The organism is Filifactor villosus (genome assembly GCF_042652965.1).
Lineage (GTDB): Bacteria > Bacillota > Clostridia > Peptostreptococcales > Filifactoraceae > Filifactor > Filifactor villosus.
On the sequence record NZ_JBHSHL010000014.1, the window covers coordinates 62,740 to 81,289 of the forward strand.

The 18,550-nt window shown below is 40.6% G+C and carries 15 protein-coding genes; 11 read left to right on the top strand and 4 right to left on the bottom strand.

The genetic code is table 11. From position 1 onward, the window contains the following. Positions 1-5: 5 nt before the first annotated feature. The 3 genes from ACFO4R_RS04100 to ACFO4R_RS04110 all read right to left on the bottom strand — a co-directional run bounded on the left by ACFO4R_RS04100 (position 6) and on the right by ACFO4R_RS04110 (position 1,976). Positions 6-278: a barstar family protein gene (locus ACFO4R_RS04100; protein WP_379787759.1), complete on the bottom strand. Its 273-nt coding sequence runs from the start codon at positions 276-278 to the stop codon at positions 6-8. Between the two features lie 3 nt (positions 279-281). Continuing rightward, the gene (locus ACFO4R_RS04105) at positions 282-890 is read right to left on the bottom strand and encodes a ribonuclease domain-containing protein (protein ID WP_379787760.1); all 609 of its coding nucleotides are present in this window, start codon (positions 888-890) and stop codon (positions 282-284) included. An 843-nt stretch (positions 891-1,733) separates the two neighbouring features. After that, on the bottom strand, positions 1,734-1,976 hold the full coding sequence (locus ACFO4R_RS04110; RefSeq protein ID WP_379787761.1) for a YbaN family protein: 243 nt from the start codon (positions 1,974-1,976) through the stop codon (positions 1,734-1,736). 747 nt (positions 1,977-2,723) lie between these two features. Between ACFO4R_RS04110 and ACFO4R_RS04115 the strand changes: the two genes are divergently transcribed. The 6 genes from ACFO4R_RS04115 to ACFO4R_RS04140 all read left to right on the top strand — a co-directional run bounded on the left by ACFO4R_RS04115 (position 2,724) and on the right by ACFO4R_RS04140 (position 10,261). Further along, positions 2,724-3,512, top strand: a complete 789-nt coding sequence (locus ACFO4R_RS04115) for a DUF975 family protein (RefSeq protein WP_379787762.1) — start codon at positions 2,724-2,726, stop codon at positions 3,510-3,512. 418 nt (positions 3,513-3,930) lie between these two features. Next, entirely contained in the window at positions 3,931-4,848 is a 918-nt protein-coding gene (locus ACFO4R_RS04120; protein ID WP_379787763.1) for a DMT family transporter, read from the top strand. Positions 4,849-4,904: 56 nt separating this feature from the next. Further along, entirely contained in the window at positions 4,905-7,529 is a 2,625-nt protein-coding gene (polA, locus tag ACFO4R_RS04125) for a DNA polymerase I (protein ID WP_379787765.1), read from the top strand. Positions 7,530-7,537: 8 nt separating this feature from the next. Next, positions 7,538-8,158, top strand: a complete 621-nt coding sequence (gene coaE / locus ACFO4R_RS04130; protein WP_379787766.1) for a dephospho-CoA kinase — start codon at positions 7,538-7,540, stop codon at positions 8,156-8,158. After that, positions 8,155-8,691, top strand: coding sequence for a lytic transglycosylase domain-containing protein (locus ACFO4R_RS04135; protein ID WP_379787768.1), 537 nt, complete (start codon positions 8,155-8,157; stop codon positions 8,689-8,691). Before coaE ends, ACFO4R_RS04135 begins: the two co-directional genes overlap by 4 nt. Then, the gene (locus ACFO4R_RS04140) at positions 8,660-10,261 is read left to right on the top strand and encodes an ABC transporter substrate-binding protein (protein WP_379787769.1); all 1,602 of its coding nucleotides are present in this window, start codon (positions 8,660-8,662) and stop codon (positions 10,259-10,261) included. The genes ACFO4R_RS04135 and ACFO4R_RS04140 overlap by 32 nt, the downstream gene beginning before the upstream one ends. A gap of 177 nt (positions 10,262-10,438) precedes the next feature. On the opposite strand, the gene ACFO4R_RS04145 is transcribed toward ACFO4R_RS04140, so the two are convergent. After that, positions 10,439-10,639 (bottom strand): cold-shock protein, encoded by a 201-nt coding sequence (locus ACFO4R_RS04145; protein WP_379787770.1) that lies wholly within the window; start codon positions 10,637-10,639, stop codon positions 10,439-10,441. Between the two features lie 543 nt (positions 10,640-11,182). Here ACFO4R_RS04145 and ACFO4R_RS04150 point away from each other — a divergent pair. The 5 genes from ACFO4R_RS04150 (at position 11,183) to mutS (ending at position 18,522) form a co-directional block, all read left to right on the top strand. Further along, the gene (locus tag ACFO4R_RS04150; RefSeq protein ID WP_379787960.1) at positions 11,183-12,091 is read left to right on the top strand and encodes an FUSC family protein; all 909 of its coding nucleotides are present in this window, start codon (positions 11,183-11,185) and stop codon (positions 12,089-12,091) included. A 202-nt stretch (positions 12,092-12,293) separates the two neighbouring features. Continuing rightward, the gene (locus tag ACFO4R_RS04155) at positions 12,294-13,025 is read left to right on the top strand and encodes a C40 family peptidase (protein ID WP_379787771.1); all 732 of its coding nucleotides are present in this window, start codon (positions 12,294-12,296) and stop codon (positions 13,023-13,025) included. Between the two features lie 242 nt (positions 13,026-13,267). Beyond that, complete coding sequence (locus ACFO4R_RS04160) at positions 13,268-14,218, top strand: hypothetical protein (RefSeq protein WP_379787773.1); 951 nt, start codon at positions 13,268-13,270, stop codon at positions 14,216-14,218. A gap of 92 nt (positions 14,219-14,310) precedes the next feature. Then, positions 14,311-15,747, top strand: a complete 1,437-nt coding sequence (miaB, locus tag ACFO4R_RS04165) for a tRNA (N6-isopentenyl adenosine(37)-C2)-methylthiotransferase MiaB (RefSeq protein WP_379787774.1) — start codon at positions 14,311-14,313, stop codon at positions 15,745-15,747. A gap of 171 nt (positions 15,748-15,918) precedes the next feature. Beyond that, complete coding sequence (gene mutS / locus ACFO4R_RS04170) at positions 15,919-18,522, top strand: DNA mismatch repair protein MutS (protein ID WP_379787775.1); 2,604 nt, start codon at positions 15,919-15,921, stop codon at positions 18,520-18,522. The last annotated feature ends 28 nt before the right edge of the window (positions 18,523-18,550 follow it).

Here is an 18,550-nt window from a genome sequence, read left to right on the forward strand (position 1 = left end):
TCCTCTTATGAAAGGATCTCAAACTTGAAATCCGGATTTTCATGTGTATAATCTTCAAAGATGCGGATCAGAGAATCTGCATAGGTACCGAGATGCTTTTTAAGTACCGTACTGTTTTCGAGTGTAATAATAGAAATATCGGATATTTCGCTCAGACAGTCCCAAAGAGCATCCAAATTATCTCCATAATAATAAGGCAGATCCAGTTTTACCCGAAGGTAAAGATGGGTCTTTTCAGCTGTTTTCATTTTTTTTCCGTCTAGATGTATTTCTCGCATAATCTAATCTCCTTCGTATAAGAGTTCAAAGGTGGAGTAGTGATCGCCCGTATAGTATATCCATCCGTCATTGGAATAGACGATTCTCTTGGGGCCTCTGGTTCCTCCTTGATAGTCGATATCACATTCATACCAAGTCCTTCCTTTTTTGTCAGGAAGTTTACCCTCTCGATTTCCAAACACATCCCCTCCAATGCTCATATGATTCGTAACTTCCCAGAGGTTGCCTTCCTTTGCAATCCATCCTAATCGCTTTGCCTCTTTTTTGGTAATGAAATTCGATGGCAATGTTTTGAAATGGAAAAGATAAAGTGCCACTTCCTCTTTTGAAGAATACGCTTCTCCCTCCTTCAAGGTATTTTCTTGATTTGCTTGAGGTTCATTCTCTTCTAAAGAATCCTCTACATCTTCGTCGGCTTCCTTCTCGGACTGCGAAGTGGCTGAGGTTAGTGCATCGCCTTCATTGTCCTCCGCTTCCGATTTGGTTTCTTCATTTGATACGGATACAACACCCTGCTCCGATGAGGAAGCTGTTTGCTTTGTGCAACCGGCAACAAAGGATAAAAGAAGAGAAAAAAGCAACAGAATGGGTATCAGTTTTCGTTTTACCATAGTTAAAGCATCCTTTCTTCAATGTTTATTTTTTTTAACCTGTGGTTAAGCTCGTCATCGACCGGTGTTTCTTGAAGAAAAACCGGATCGTCGGTTCAAATTTGAGTTATATGAAATGCAACCGTTGAACTCTAACACTATTCTCCGATAGAAATGCCCCGTATACAGAATACATCATTCATGAAAAACAAGTTGGAGGAGAATATACCTTAACGTGTTCAACCTGTCAATTGTAATCGAGATAGCATGAGTTTTTTGTCATCTTTAGAAATGCCGGTAAAGCTACAAGAAAATTTGCTGTCAATGACTGTGACAGCAAATGTTAAAGAAGTAAGTGCAGACCCGTGTCCGCTCTATAATTAAATCAAACCGTGATGTGTGCAACCGATATAAGAGCCTGAACGAATCGGTGTAGCGGCAGAGGGATATATAATCTTATTTTATACATCTCCGCTATAATTCACAGGAGTCAAGGAGAAACTGTAAAATCTCGAAAAACAGAACGCTTGGAAGTATTGATCTCAGGATACCTCTATCTTGTACACAACGACAAGAAGCAAGATATGTCTTTGTTTCTTGTTGTCTCAAGCACAGTATCGAAATCAATAAAGCATCCATGTGTTACACATCGGTTGTAAACTATAGCGACATCCAACTACGGTTTAAAGGAGCAACGGATGTAATGTGCAAAATTCCTCTGTCGTTTGTTTGTACTCGTACGATTCTCCAATAGAAGCTCCGTTATATCCGTTGTGTGATTACAAACATTCGTTTCATCTTTTATGGAGTGTAAATCGGCATGATCCATAAGTCAAAGGGCAGGGCAATAGTATCAGATTGTGTTTAACAGGACATACGATTCATTTTCTCTTTGATGGAAGCCTGTGTCAGATCGATCGATTCTTTCAACAGTCGTTTTAAGCTACCATGACATTTGTATCTGCGTCGAAGCTTTTTTATCTTTAAAGCGATCGAAGGGGACAGCATGGATAGGCCCAGGACAACAAAAACAAAGCCGGGCATAAAAGGCAGGAAGCCGCCCGCAATCCCTAAAAGAATGAAAATTACTCCTAATATCTTTTTCAAATAAAACAACTCCTTAAGTTCAAATACAATATTGAGAGCACTGTTTACTGCTTCCTTGAATGATTGTATAGCCGGTCTCATAAATCCAATCACATGGTTTGAGTCTCGACATCATACATACAGGGAAGTTTTTAACAACATGACATGATGATAGAAACAATCCATCGACAAAAACAGGTTTAACCTTCCGTGCGGTGCAGTATCAAAGTGCCGGAGAAGATCAAACACATCCTTCTCCTCAAATAATCTATTATGTTAATATATACCCGAAATGCGGTGAAATATTTATGTAATTTGTAAAAGACATGGAGAGATCTTTGATGAAAAACGGGGAGAGTTCGTTCGGGTGACAGACAGCGGACGTTTAAGAATAAGCGGAAATCTATGGAATTTCATCAAAAAGGTATAAAAAAACATATTTATAAGCTATAATTATTTATGGCGATGTCGTATTGCCTAAAGAAGAAAATACCGCACAGAGCGGTATAAGGGCCTTTATGTTGTTTTATGAAATGCCGGAAACATGTAAAATGAATGATTTCAAGAATGTTGTTTGCACAAAAATGGCACTCGTTTTTTGGTGTGATGTGGTGTTGCCGCAGGGTAACATTCGTTGTACATCAAGGATAAACGTTTGAAATCGTCTGCTCCATATATGTTTTTATGCTTTTCGGAGTTTGTAAAACGAGGATAGATGTACAGTGATCTTTTAGAAGGTATCGGCTACATGTTGAGAGGAGGACTGTCATGGATAGGAGACTTTTGAAAAAAGAGGCAAGAGAGCTGATGAAGAGGTACTATCTACATCTGTTTTTTGCCTGCATATTTATAGAGAATTTTTTTGTCCGAAATCACTTTGAAAGTGCAAGGTTTGTGGGAGAGTATCCGAATCCACCCTTACTGCGATTGGGTAACAGCACACACTTATATATGATCCCCGATTTTTTGAGCAGTTTTATCCTTTATTGGCAGCAGAAGACTTTGTATGTGATTATGTCTTACCGGGCTTTTTTCGTTGCGACGACAGTCGCTCTTATATTAACTGTTCTTATTTTTTCGGTTCTGGAAGTTGGAGCACATAAGATCCTTCTCGATGTGAGCAAGGGAGAACCCGTGAGGTTGTCGGACTTGTTTTGGGGATTTAAAAAAGGCAGATATATACGTTGCATGTGTGTGATGTGTGTGATGAAATTGAAGATTGTTCTCTGGTCTCTTTTAGTTCTTATTCCGGGTATTATCAAGTCATATGAATATTCAATGATACCTTATCTTTTGGTTGAATACGAAGAGGATTCGATGAAGGTTCTGTTTAACAAGAGTGCGATAATGACAGAGGGGAGGAAGATGGATCTGTTTGTATTAAGTTTGTCGTTTATCCCGTATTATCTCTTGGCCGGAGCCTTTATTCAAGTGTTGTATGTCTTCGTGGAACCTTATTATCGAACTTGTTATGTACTTGCTTATAGACATTTTCAAGAAGAAGATGAACGTAAGCGGAACATGGCGGCCTTGTATCCGGAGATTGTAGAAGTGTAATCATAAAGGTAATATCACATAATTTGAAAAATCGGAATAATATCCGGTTTATTATGTATGAAGGATGAAATTGTTGAGCGTGTTGTGCTTACAGGTCCTTATATATTTCATATTCGCAGCAAAATCGCAAGTTTGCTTTTGTTTGGTGTTTCTTCTAAAAACAAGGCGGGGAACGGTTAAATGGAAGTTCGTATGTTGCCGGAGCATATTCGAAAACATACGGGTATTAACCGAGGGTGCAAAAAAACCGGTATCATGTTTGCCCTTCGGTCCTACACTACTTTTTTCTTGCTAATGCTTACTCTTGTTCTTTAGGGGATCTTGCTTTTATTGTGTCAAAGAAAGATGTTTGTAGTGTGGCGAAGATTTTTTGTGAAGAGATGGATCAAAATATCAATGTGGAGTGGGGGATACAAAAGTGAAACAAAAGGGAAGATTGATGGGAGATATCATGTTGATGACAACCGCCTTTATTTGGGGGACGGCGTTTGTTGCTCAGAGGGCGGGAATGGAGCATATAGGTCCGCTTACTTTTATGGCGACAAGGTATATGTTGGCTGTTATTTCCATCGGAATTGTGGCCTATTTATATTTTTATATGAACAAAAAAAAGTACGCGATGAGCTTATCCAGACCTAAGCATGATAAGACAACCACAATTGTGAGCGGTCTTGTTACAGGGAGTATTCTCTTTGTTGCTTCTTCCATGCAACAGACAGGGTTGGTTTATAGCAGTGCCGGAAAAGTCGGGTTTATTACTGCACTTTATATTATCATCGTACCTATATTGGGGATATTTTTCAAAAAAAGAGTAGGTCCTCTTACATGGCTTGGCGTCGTTTTGGCAACTGTAGGGCTATATCTCCTGACCATGAAGGAAGGCTTGAGTATGGAATATGGGGATTTTATTGTTCTTATGGCTTCATTTATTTGGGCGGTTCACATTCTTGTAATCGACTATTACAGCAATAAGGTTGAGCCGCTGTATATGTCGTTCCTGCAGTTTTTTGTAGCCATGATCTTATCTTCCATTGCGATGTTTTTGTGGGAAAAACCGGAATGGAGCGGGATCTGGGACGCGAGAGTATCTATTTTTTATGCGGGAGTGTTTTCAGCCGGAGTCGGCTATACTCTTCAGATGATTGCACAGAAGAATACGGATCCCACCATAGCCTCTTTGATTTTGAGTTTGGAAGCGGTGTTTGGAGCTTTGGGAGGGTACTTCCTTCTTAATGAAGTGCTTTCGACCAAGGAGCTGATAGGCTGTGTGGTTATGTTTATTGCCATTTTGATTGCACAGATCCCTGACAAAAAGACACAGAGCATATTTTCGTAGTCCTTGGATGGAAAGGATATGAAGGAAGGATATTTGGATAAGGAGTTAAAAAGAAGATGAAGAAATTGTTGTTGATAGACGGAAATTCTCTAATGAATAGAGCGTTCTATGCTCTTCCTCCTCTCATGAATAAGGATGGCTTGGTAACCAATGCCATTTACGGTTTTTTGACGATGCTGTACAAGGCGATCGAGGAGTATGGACCGACTCATATCAGCGTTGAGTTTGATTTGAGGGCTAAGACATTTCGACACAAAGAATACGAAGGCTACAAGGGTACGAGAAAAGGAATGCCCGATGAATTGGCGATGCAGGTAGAACCTTTAAAAGAGATCCTGGATGCAATGGGGGTCCATCGTGCAGAACTTGAAGGCTATGAAGCTGATGATATTTTGGGGACTCTATCCAAATTTGCCGAAGATGAGGGATTTGAGGTCCTGATCCTGACGGGGGATAGGGATGCCTTGCAATTGGCTTCAAAGAGGACTAAAGTTTTATTCACTAAAAAGGGGATTAGTGAAGTCGAGATCTATGACGAAGACAACGTGATGGAGAAGTACGAGTTGACACCTCAACAATTTATCGATCTTAAGGGCTTGATGGGGGATAAATCCGACAATATCCCGGGAGTTTCAGGTATAGGAGAAAAAACAGGGATTAAACTTTTAAAAGAATATCGAACCTTGGAAAATCTTTTGGAACATACGGATGAGCTTAAGGGTTCGGTTAAAAAGAAGTTGGAAGAGGAATACGAAACAGCTCTGATCAGTAAGAGGTTGGCGACCATTGTTCGCAACATTCCTTTGGATTTCGATTTTGAAGATCTTAAATATAATCCGGATGATCAGGAGAAGCTCAGACCTCTGTTTGTAGAGTACGGTTTTGTGTCTTTGTTAAATAAACTTGATCCCAAGAAGGACGCAGGGATTGTCTCCTTACAGGAGGCCGTATTCGATACGGATGTATCCGGACTTCTTGAGAAGGCTCCTAAGGAAATTTTGATCGCTTGTGCTATCGAGGAGGGACATGTCCAGTCACGAAGGATTCATAAACTCTATCTCTGTGATTATGATAAGACATACTGTATCAAAGAAGAGCAGATCGCTTTATTGGCACAGTATCTTCAAGATCCCGGGATCGAAGTGGGAGGTTATTGTCTCAAGGAGGTCTATGTGGCACTCAAGGCCTATGGGATCACCTTGGATCACCTGAATTTCGATGCAGATGTAGCTCGCTATGTCCTAGATCCTTCAAAAAGCGGAGAGAAGATAGAGGCTTTGGCACTCGAATATGCAATAGGAAAGCCGAAGTACGATCCGGAGGAGTTTCTTGGGAAGGGCAAGAAAAAAATCTCCTATCAAATTGCAGATCCTTTCAAGACGGATCAGTATTTTTATGATGTTTTACAAATCGTAGGAAAGATCAAGCCCAAAATGCTGGAAAGTATAGAGAAAGAGGGCATGAACAAACTGTTTCAAGAGGTCGAACTTCCTTTGATAAAAACTCTGGGGGAGATGGAGTTTGAAGGGATCCGAGCCGATGTTGAAGTTCTTCATACTCTGAAGGAGCATTATCAAAGTCTTATTGATACCTATGAGGCAGAGGTGTATAAATATGCGGGAGAAACCTTTAATATCAATTCTCCGAAGCAACTTGGAGTGATCCTGTTTGAAAAGTTGGGGTTGCCCCCCTTAAAAAAAACAAAAACGGGTTATTCGACCAACGCTGAAGTTTTGGAAAAACTTTATGATGAACATCCGATCATTGAGAGTATTCTGGCCTACAGACAGATAGCAAAACTTCAGTCCACTTATGTGGAAGGTCTGCTCCAATTGATCAATCCCGTGACAGGAAGGATCCATTCCACCTTCAATCAAACTTTGACAAGCACAGGCAGAATTTCATCTCTGGATCCAAACTTACAGAATATACCGATAAGAACGCAAGAAGGGAGGGAATTGAGAAAGGTTTTTGTCGCAAAACCCGGTTGCGTTCTGATAGACGCCGACTATTCTCAAATCGAATTGAGGGTCTTGGCTCATATTGCTGCAGAGGAAAAAATGATAGAAGGTTTTAAGGAGGGAAGCGATATTCACAGGAAGACAGCTTCGGAGGTTTTTTCCGTTCCGATCGATGAGGTTACTCCCGAACTTAGAGGAGCGGCAAAGGCCGTTAACTTCGGGATCGTATATGGAATCAGTGATTTTGGTTTATCCAATAACCTCAATATCCCTATGAAGAAAGCGAAGGAATATATAGAATTATATTTCAGGAGATATCCCGGGATCAAAAAATATATGGATGAAGTCGTAAAAGAGGTCGAAGAAAAGGGTTACAGTACGACTCTTGTGGGTAGAAGAAGATATATTCCTGAACTGATGTCGAAGAACTTCGTGATCAAAAACCTTGGAAGACGTCTTGCAATGAACACTCCAATCCAAGGTTCCGCCGCAGACATCATAAAGATCGCTATGAATAAGGTCCGTGAGTATCTCGAGAGGGAAAATGTCGATGCAAAACTTATTTTGCAGGTCCACGATGAACTGTTGATCGAGGTAAAGAAGGAAGAAGCGGAGAAGGTGAAGGACAAAGTTGTCGAATTGATGGAGAACGCTTTGGAACTTAATGTACCTCTTAAAGTAGATGCAAATTCAGCTCATTCGTGGTACGAAGGAAAGTAGGAAGAAAGATGTTTCATATCGGATTGACGGGTTCCATAGGTGCGGGGAAATCAACCGTATCCTCTTATTTGAAAAAATGCGGGTACATCGTCCTCGATGCCGATCAGACCGTGCACGACTTATATGAACAAGACTCGTTTCTGAAAATGTTTGAGAAGGAGTTTGGAAGAGAGTTTTTGGATGAAGAAGGTCTTATTGACAGAAGAGAATTGTCCAAGGGAGTCTTTGAAGACGAGGCAATGAGAAAACGTTTGAATCGTCTTGTCCACCCTTTGGTCATTCGCCGACTTTTCGAAGAGGCGAGTTCTTGCGGTCGGGACAAAGTAATCTATGATGTTCCGCTTTTGTTTGAAACAAAGATGGATCTTTACATGGATGCGATCATCGTCGTTGTAAGCGAGGAAGAACTTTCAAAAAAACGGGTGCAGCTCCGTGATAAGCGCTCTCGTTGGGAGGTTGACAAAATATTTGACCGCCAGCTCTCTCAAGAAGAAAAGATAAAAAAAGCGGATTTTGTAATCCGAAACGATTCGAGTTTGGAGCAGTTGTTCCTCAAGATCGATGAAATGTTGCCGGAGTTGGATCGTTTTTTGAAGCGGATAAAAGAGAAAAAGGAAGAGTTGAAGTGAAAAGAGTTTTAGGTACGATCATGCTTTTTTTGGCGATATTTTTCTTGATATGGATGTTTTCTCCTCAGAAGTACCTTCTATATCCCAGAAAATATTCCACATATGTTCAAAGGTATTCCCAACTTTATAGGGTGGATGAAAATTTGATCTATGCCGTTATAAAGGCGGAAAGCGGTTTTTTTCCCTATGCTACATCTTCAAAAAAGGCGAGGGGATTGATGCAGATTACCGAACCTACGTTGGAATGGATCAAGACGAAAATCGATGTCGACTCCGATAACCTCTATGATGTGGAAACGAATATACGGTTGGGGACGTGGTACCTGTCGAACCTGAGTGAGCGCTTTGGCGACACGGATCTGGTCATTATTGCTTATAATGCAGGTCCTTCAAAGACACAGGAATGGATTCGAGAAGGGCGAATAAGCCTTGATAGGAGCACCCCTTGGGATATTCCATATCCGGAGACAAAAAACTATATAGTCAAGGTAAAGAATAACTATGAAAACTATAATCGCTACTACAAAAAATAAATATTGCCTTCTTCTATTCCTATGTATTTTTTTAAGCCTGTTTTTATTAAACGGGTGTGATAGAAAGAGCGAGGTCAAAGAGGAGAAGATACTTAAGACGGTAGAAGTCAACAAGGAAGAGGATACCTTGTTTTTAACAATGGTAAAAACTAAGGATATCAACCCTCTGACAGTACAGGAAGTATCTGTGGACTATACATTGAAACTTCTCTATGAAGGCCTGTACGGTCTGGATGAGAACTACAATTTGGTTCCAAAGTTGGCAGATTCCGCTGTTTTTTCCAATGCGAACAGGATATTGAAAATCAAATTGAAAAGTAACGCAAAATGGCATAGTGGCAGAAATGTCACATCAGAGGATGTAAAATATACTGTGGAGTATCTCAAGGCACATCCGGAGAGTCCTTACCACTATATGGTTCAAAATATAAGCAAAGTGTCAGTGTTGGATACAAATTCCTGCACTGTTTATTTGGTAAACTCCGATCCTCTTGCTCAATATGACTTATTGTTTCCAATCGTCAAAAAAGGTGCGGGCGCCAACGATCCGTTTCAACTTGATGGCACCGGAAAGTATCGCTTTGACGGTTATGAGGCGGTGGATATGATCCGTCTGTCTGCAAATAAGGATCATTACGCACAGGTGCCTAAGATCCCCAATATAAAAGTTCGATTGGTTCGAGATGAACAGATAAGAAGCAACCTTTTTTTGGCAACGGATTCTGATGTTATCGAAACGACGAGGGAGGAAGTGGTACTTTATGACTACGATGTCTTTGAAAGCAGACCTTATCCGAATCTCCAATATGAGATGCTAATTTTCAACAGTTCAAGACCTCCCTTCAAAAAGATGAAAAACAGAAGGGCTCTCATTAATGCCTTGGATAAGGAGTTGATATCAAAAGAAGGTTATCGTGTAGATAAAAAGTACAACGGGGTCTTTATTTCACAGAGATCCGTTCTTAGAGAGGAGATCCTTCTTCCGAAGGATACAGGAGCATTCCATAAAGAGTGGGAGCCGGACAAGGTAAAAAACTATCAACTGGTCGTAGATTCGAGTAATCCGATCAGATTTGCTTCTGCAAATCTGATTCGTAAAGAGCTGAAAAAATCAGGTATCCATATTGATGTAGTCGGAGTAAGTGCACAAGATGCGAAGAAAAAACTTAAAGAGGGAAACTATGATCTGGCACTGATTGGATACAAGATGCCCTTAAAGCCCAATATAATGAAAATTTTCAACAAGGGAAATATTTTTTTCTATGACCCTTTGCCCCTTGCGAAGAAGTTCTCTTCTCTTTTGGTAGAAGAGGATGAACAGGTTTTTATACAAAAATATAAAGAATTTCAGAAAAGTTTTGTTGATGAAGGCTTTTATTGCGGATTTACTACCCTCGATAACTACATTGTAAAAAACAGGCGAATTTACGGAGAAATGAAACCCAATGTATATGATATCTATAACGGGATCGAAAACTTAGAGATAAAAAACCGCTTCGAAGTGCCTATGGGTGAATATGATATCGAAAAAGACGAACAAGAAGGGATACAGGAACACAGAAATGATTAGATGTTCCGAACTTCATAAACGAAGTGCTTGCAGAGCTTATTAAAGAAAGAAGTATGTAGAACGCTCTCTTTGTGCAAGTCGATGTTTTCAAAGAGATAAAATAAGAGTGGTGTTTAAACACCACTCTTATTTTACAACAACATGATCAAATCGGGTTAAAACTGATGACTGTAAAGTTTACAGTTTCACAACGTTGGCAGCTTGAGGGCCTCTTGCCCCGTCTACGATCTCAAATTCAACATCTTGACCTTCTTCAAGAGTCTTGAAACCATCTGTTTGGATAGCGGAGAAGTGTACAAACACATCATTTTCTCCTTCTACAGAGATAAATCCGAATCCCTTTTCTGCATTAAACCATTTTACTTTGCCTTGTTTCATTGCTAAATCCTCCAATAAATTATTACTTTGTCAATCCCTATTAACCAACAAAAGAATTTAAAAAAATCTAAATATGTATAATAAGAATTATAACTTTATCGTGTGATAAAGTGTGACACTACTTGATAATAGCACGATAAAATATCATTGTCAACTATAAATGTTATGAAATATATTATTTTAAAAATGTGCTCCGAAGTATTGTCTCAAAGCCTATTCGGATATAAAAAAACAAGAAATTTCTATATAAACTATACCGATATAGTTTTTTATGACATACAAGACGCTTCCACATTGCAAAAAACGCAATATTCTAAGAATGGTTAAAAGTAAGATGAGTAAGGGTACAATATAGAGCAGAGACGGCGAGATACCTATGTTCCTACAAACAGAGCATAAAATTTCTCGGTCGTGTAGATCGAAATTTATGGTGACAATTTGTTTTTGGTAACTATATTTTCTATAAACTTGATATTTCAGTGGGAGAACAGTATAAATAAATTAAGATGAAACAGAAGCGGAGGTCGAATTATAATGGTTGGAATGAGGACGTTAAAAACCTCTTTAGCTATTTTTGTTGCACTAATAGTGTCGGATATCTTTAAGTTACAATATCCCTTTTTTACTGTTATAGCAATTATTGTTGTTATGCAAAATACGATCAATGAAACTTATCAGATGGGGATAAACAGGATCCTCGGAACGGCACTGGGAGGTTTGGCGGGGATCTTGTATATCGGTTTCATCGCTTCCGACTACTGGATTTTGGATAGAATAATGATAGGTGTCATTACTCTTTTCATTATCTTGATTTTGATCAAAATGAAAGCAACCAAGGCGATCTCGATCTCTTTGATCGTCTTTTTGTCAATATGTATCAACGATATCAAGCAGGGAGCGGTGTTTTATGCTTTTCTGAGGATGATAGACACGATGGTAGGCATAATAATCGCTCTTGTTATCAATGCCTTTGTCGCACCTCCGGATCATGCAAAAAAATTTGCTGATCTGCTCAAGCAGATCCTTTCGGAAGAAAAATCGATTTTTATCAAAAAACTAAGTCATAATGAGGAAATAGATTTAAGTCTATTGTCAAAATCCTTGGATGCTGCTCGTGAGACTCTGAAAAAGTATCATCATGACAGTAAGTGGGTCCCCTATAATGAAGAAGGACTTATAAGAAAGGAAGAGTTGTTACAGTCTATCCTCCACTCTTTGTCGGAGATCTATCATCACTTGGTTATTATGGAAGATCTGAACCTAAGAGGAAACTTATCCGAAGAGACTTTAAGCAGACTTTCTTCCTTCGATAACTCAACTTATCAGAAGATCTATGAGGAGTACTTTGAAGAGGAGATGAAGGTCATCTACAACTATCATGTATATAAGATCTTAGATCATTTTGAATCGGTGGAGCAGGAGTTTAGGGATTATGATGACCAAACTTCCTAAAATCGATGCTTGCGCAATACAAACCGAACCGTCTTAAAACGATGGCAATTTGTAATCATTATAGTTTGTAAAAAAAATGTAATAATTATAATTTTCCTCTTGAACAAATTGTACTTGTGTAGTATCCTTTAAAAAGATTACAAAAAAGTAACAATGTTTACAAAAAAAGAACAAGACCCTTTGTAATCATCAGGAGGATACTATGAGTAGACAAATCGGTATATTAAGACGTTTGAGTATTGCGGTATGTGCAAGTGCTATGTTGATGACATCGACGATATATGTAAGTGCAACAGGAAAAGAAGGACCATATTACGTAAAGGCGGATGATGTGGAAGTATATTACTCCGGAGGATCGGAACATGTAGTATCCGTTGTTTCCAAGGGAGAGCCTTTTATTCTCGAAGAGAGGGGAGAAGAGTATTCCAAGATCCTTTTGGAAAATGGACTTTCCGGCTATATTGCAACAGAGGCTTTGTCTGAAGAAGAAACGGTAGCTACCATTGAAGATACTGCTTCCAGGGGGATGCTTCTAAGAGATGACAGCGATGATACAAAGCACGATCGATTAATCGATTATGCGAAAGGATTGCTTGGTTCGCCATATTCTTACGGTTCAAGAGGTCCTAAGCGGTTTGATTGTTCCGGTTTTGTCGGATACAGCTATGAGAAATCTTTGGGGATTAAGTTACCTCGAGATTCACGTTCTATGAGTAAGGTGGGTATGCCGGTAAAAAAATCGGAGCTTGTAAAAGGAGACCTGGTTTTCTTTAATACTGCAGGAGGAAAAAGAATCACTCATGTGGGTATTTATATCGGAGACGGCAAGTTTATTCATGCTTCTTCCGGTAAGGTGAGAAGGGTGACGATTTCAGATTTGGATAGCGGTTACTATTCTTCAAAATACAATACGGCAAGAAGAATTATGAGATAGTTGTTTTGTAACAATACATAAGTCGGTTTCTTTTATGATCATTCAGTATATCATGGAGGAAGTCGGCTTATTTTGTGTTGAGAGGTATCTTGGGTGTGTAGGATTCCGGACCCAAATCCAAGGACTGCAGAATAACAAATGAGAAAAAAAGATGTTTCCATAAAAAATGCGTGATTGAAGGTTTTTCAAAACGCATAACCGGGAAAATTTGAGCGGGGGACGGTATAGAAAGGGAGATCTTTGTGAAAGCGTACAAACAGGGATTTTATCTTGAGATTAATACGGGAAACAACGCCTTTTCTTTTGAGCGTAGAAAAAATAAGGCGCTGTGGGTCCCATCCCTGATTCAGGGGGATGTGAACTCTTTAAGGCAAGGGAGCAACTATGTATTTTGTGAATATGACATCGTAATGGGAAAGGAGGAGTGTTGTTCAGGTGTAGAGTCTATGATCCACGATAAGAAGAGAAACCTCTATCTCTTTGATAACCATAACCACAGCTTTTATTTTATCGTTCGTGAGTGTAGAAGAAACAAGAATTATAGAACCTTGATCCATGTAGATCAGCACAAGGATGCCAGAGAGCCTCTTCTTTCTTTGGAGGAGTTTATTTCTTTGGCGAAAGATCTTTTTTTGCGTTTGAAAGCAGGCGGGAGATTTGATGATCAAATATTGGATTTGAATTTAAAAAATAAGGAAGAGGGTGAGGTTTTCTCTCTCGGGAAACTGGAAGAGATCCTTTCTACAGCATCGGCATGTGAGGGATTCGGTTTTTTCGATCGGGATGGTGAAACGATAGAAAACATCAATCTTCCCAAGAAGGAGGAAGAACTGCGGGATTATCTCTCATGGGTATATACCAACTATGTACTTAATGTGGGAAACTTTATTCCCCCTTTGCTCGAGGTTTTGAAGTTTGAAAATTACTATTGCGTAGATTCTTCTTACATGATGAGAGAGGTCGAGGAGAGCTCGTTGGGAGATTTCGTTCTGGACTTGGACCTGGACTTTTTTTCCGAGGATATGGATTACATTTCTTGGGATGAACGGATTGGTTTTGTAAGAGGTCTGGTTGAAAAGGCGGGCTTGATAACAGTTGCAACAAGTCCGTACTTTATCGGTTTTGAAAGATGCAAAAAGGCGATCGGGGAGTTGTTTGGAAGTTTAAAGGATCAAAGAGGCCGACATGAATAGCGGTTTAATTTTTGTAAGCAAACGTATTTTATGATATAATTACAAAAGTCGCACTGCGATAATTTTTAACTGGAAAGAAACGGAGAAAAAGAATGTCACATAGAGGTTTGATAGAGACGGTTCCTCAACAGGATATCGAAAAACAGCAGTATTATGCAGATATGATTAAACAAAGAGTGAATCAAAAAAATGCGGGTCAGGCACCGAAGTATATTACGGTCACTTGGGGTTGTCAAATGAATGAGCACGACAGTGAGAACCTCTCCGGAATGTTTGAATATATGGGGTTTGAAAGAACGGAGGAAGAGGCTGAGGCGAATGTCATCGTCTACAATACCTGTGCCGTGCGTGAGAATGCGGAGTTGAAGGTGTATGGAAATCTGAGCCTTCTAAAGCCGATTAAAGAGCAGAGTGAGGATATGACCATTGTAGTTTGCGGATGTATGATGCAGCAGCCTCACGTCGTCGAAGAGATCAAGAAGAAGTATTCTCACGTAGATATTGTTTTCGGTACGCACAATCTCTACCAATTTCCTCAGATGCTCTATCATCACTATCAGGGAGAGGAAGGGCAGATTATCGATGTATGGGATATTGACGGGAGGATCGTGGAGGGTCTGCCGACCATAAGAAAATTCGATGTAAAATCTTTTGTGAATATTATGTACGGATGCAACAACTTTTGCACCTATTGCATTGTTCCCTACACAAGGGGTAGGGAGAGGAGCAGAGAACCCAAGGACATCCTTGATGAGATCCGCTTTTTAGCGAAGGAGGGAATCAAAGAGATCACCTTGCTCGGACAAAATGTAAATTCTTACGGAAAGACCTTGGATGAGGAGTATTCCTTTGCAGATCTGTTGAAAGATGTCAATGAGATCGAAGGGATCGAGAGGATTCGTTTTATGACTTCTCATCCGAAAGATTTATCCGATCAATTGATCGACGCGATGGCAACGCTACCGAAGGTATGCGAGAGCCTTCATCTTCCAATCCAATCGGGAAGCACGTCCTTGTTGAAGAAGATGAATCGTCATTATTCCAAAGAAGATTATTATCTCTTGGTCGATAAACTGAGGGAGAAGATCCCCAATATAGGCTTTACGACTGATATTATGGTAGGGTTTCCCGGAGAGACGGAGGATGATTTCCTGGAGACGATGGAGGTGGTGGAAAAGGTACAGTACGATTCAGCCTTTACCTTCCTCTATTCCATTCGCAAGGGAACTCCGGCTGAGAAGATGGAAGATCAGATTCCCGAAGAGATAAAAAAGGAAAGGTTTCAGCGTTTGTTGCAATCGGTCAACCGCATAGCTGCGCAGAGGAATCATTCCTATAAGGATAAGATCGTGGAGGTTCTTGTGGAGTCGGTAAGCAAGAAAGATAGTACGAAGCTGACAGGAAGAACCAGGGAAAATAAGTTGGTAAACTTTGAAAAAAAAGAAGGGGACTTTATCGGCAAACTGGTGAAGGTAAGGATCACGGATCCCAAGTCCTTTTCGCTAAACGGAGTTATGTTGGAGGAGTAGCGAAGGGGTAAGGACCTTGAAGAAAGATTGTCAAAACCAAAAATAAAATCTGCCTCCCATTGTTTGTATGAAATAGCAAGATGGCAATGAGAATCGATCTACAGGTCTCCTCTATATCGGCACCGGCCTTGGATAAAATGAGCAAAAACACGGATGAAAGGAGAGGATCCATTGGAAAAACTTACTCCGATGATGCAACAATACTTGAATATAAAAGAGAAGTATACGGATTGTATTTTGTTTTTTCGTCTGGGAGATTTTTATGAAATGTTTTTTGAAGACGCATTGGAAGCCTCAAAGATCTTAGAGATCGCCTTGACGGGGAAGTCCTGCGGCCTTGAGGAAAGGGCTCCCATGTGTGGTATCCCCTACCACAGTTACGAAGGTTATCTGAAGAAGCTGATTGAAGCGGGAAAAAAAGTCGCCATCTGTGAACAGGTCGAAGATCCCAAGGAGGTCAAGGGTATCGTAAAAAGAGAGGTCGTTCGCATCGTTACACCCGGGACCTATATTCAAGAGGATACGCCGAATGTTTCGGAAAACAACTATATCCTTTCTGTTTGCTACGAAGATAAAAAAGGTTTTTTTTCCCTTTGCCATCTCGACGTATCCACAGGAGAGCTGAACCTGTCACTCGTGAATGAGTTTGACTTTGCGGATATATTCTATAAGATCTCTCCGATTGAATTGATTGCCGATGGAAGGTTTTTAACCCTTCTTAAGAGCAAGGAAAAGCAGGCTGTAAAGATAAGGATGTTTGTCGAATCGAAGAATATTTGTGTAAATCCTGCAAACAGTGTTGAGGGAAGTATGGAAGAACACTTTTTCGATCGCTCTTATCTGGAAGCGAACAATCTGTATCAAGAAGAGTATGAGCAGGTGCTTTTTTCGTTTCGAAATCTTCTGTCCTACATCGAATATACGCAGAAAGTGGCAGCCTTAAATATCTCGAAAATCAAGTGGGTTCATTACGATAACTATCTGAAACTCGATTACAACTCGATCAAAAACTTGGAGCTTTTGCAAAGCAGCTTGGATAAAGAAAGGCGGTATTCTTTGTACGGAATACTCAATCGAACTAAGACAGCGATGGGTTCGCGCTTGCTTCGCAGTTGGATCGAAAGGCCTTTGAAGTCCAGAAAAGATATAGATAGGAGACTGGATCTTGTCGAAGAAGGTTTGAGGGAATACTCCCTGAGAGAAGATCTGATCGGTCTGCTTGATAGTGTGTACGATATTGAACGAATTTGCGCAAAGTTGAGCTATGACACTGTAACCGTAAGGGATATGATCAACCTTAAGGAATCTCTTTACCATCTTCCTGCGCTTAAAGAGACGATAAGAAGAAGCAGGCAGGAGAGTTTGATCGATGCGTTTGGAGATATTGATCCTTTGGGAGATGTATATGCGATATTGGAAGAGGCGATCGCGGACCATCCGACCGGGACGATCAAGGACGGGGTGATTATTCGCGAGGGCTATAATGAGCAGCTTGACGAGTTGAGAATGCTCGAAACGGATGCAGCGAGGATTCTTTCGAATCTGGAATTGCGAGAAAGAGATCGAACAGGGATCAAAACTTTGAAAATAGGTTATAATAAGGTCTTCGGTTACTATATAGAGGTAACCAAAGCGGCACACAAAAACGTGGAACTGCCTTTGGAATATATCCGCAAGCAAACTCTTGCAAATGCGGAAAGATACATCAATGAAGAATTGAAAGAGTTGGAGACGAAGATCCTCTCTTCCAAGCAGAAGGCAACGCAGTTGCAAAGTGAGTTGTATGCGGCGGTAAAAAGAGAGGTATCTTCTTGTATCCATCGGATGCAAAAAACTGCATCCTACCTTGCCGAACTTGATGCAGTGCTCTCTCTTTCTTCAGTGGCGGCAGATAACAATTACAACAGACCTTCTTTCAATGAAAGACGCACCATGCATATCAGAGAAGGACGTCATCCGGTGATTGAAAAGCTGACCGAAGACGGGATCTTTGTACCCAATGATATAGATTTAAAAGATGAGAGGAGTTTTATGATCATTACAGGGCCGAATATGGGTGGAAAGTCCACCTATATGAGACAGGTAGCTTTGATCTGTCTGATGGCACATATGGGTTCCTTCGTCCCGGCGGCATTTGCAAACATTCCCATACTCGATGCCATCTTCACAAGGGTCGGAGCCTCCGACGATCTTTCCAGGGGACAGAGCACCTTCATGGTGGAGATGAATGAGGTATCTTATATTTTAGAGCACGCTTCCAAGAACAGTTTGGTTATTTTAGACGAGGTGGGACGGGGGACCAGCACTTATGACGGGATGAGTTTGGCCTGGTCCATCATTGCCCACCTCTGCGAAAAAGTGGGAGCTTTCAGCTTGTTTTCCACGCACTATCACGAGATCACAGAGATAGAAAAACTCTATTCCTCTGTTGTCAACTATTGTGTAGCTGTCGATGAACGTGAGGACACTGTCGTGTTCTTGCGTAAGGTGGTCAGAGGAAAGGCGGATAAGAGCTACGGGATCCATGTGGCACGTTTGGCGAAACTCCCCGAGGAGGTTATTCAAAATGCCCGCTTTAAGTTGGATGAACTTCAAGCCTCACATTCTCAGAAGAAGGGACTCGGATCGCAACCTCTCCCTTCTTACTTCGAATCTCCTCGAGAGAGCGGAGCGAGGGACAAGATCATCGACAAGCTTGCAGAAGTAGATATCGAAACCACCACGCCCCTGGAAGCGATGGTACTGTTGATGGAACTCAAGAAAATGACGGAGTAAAGACACCGAGATATTGGAAGGGAGGTAT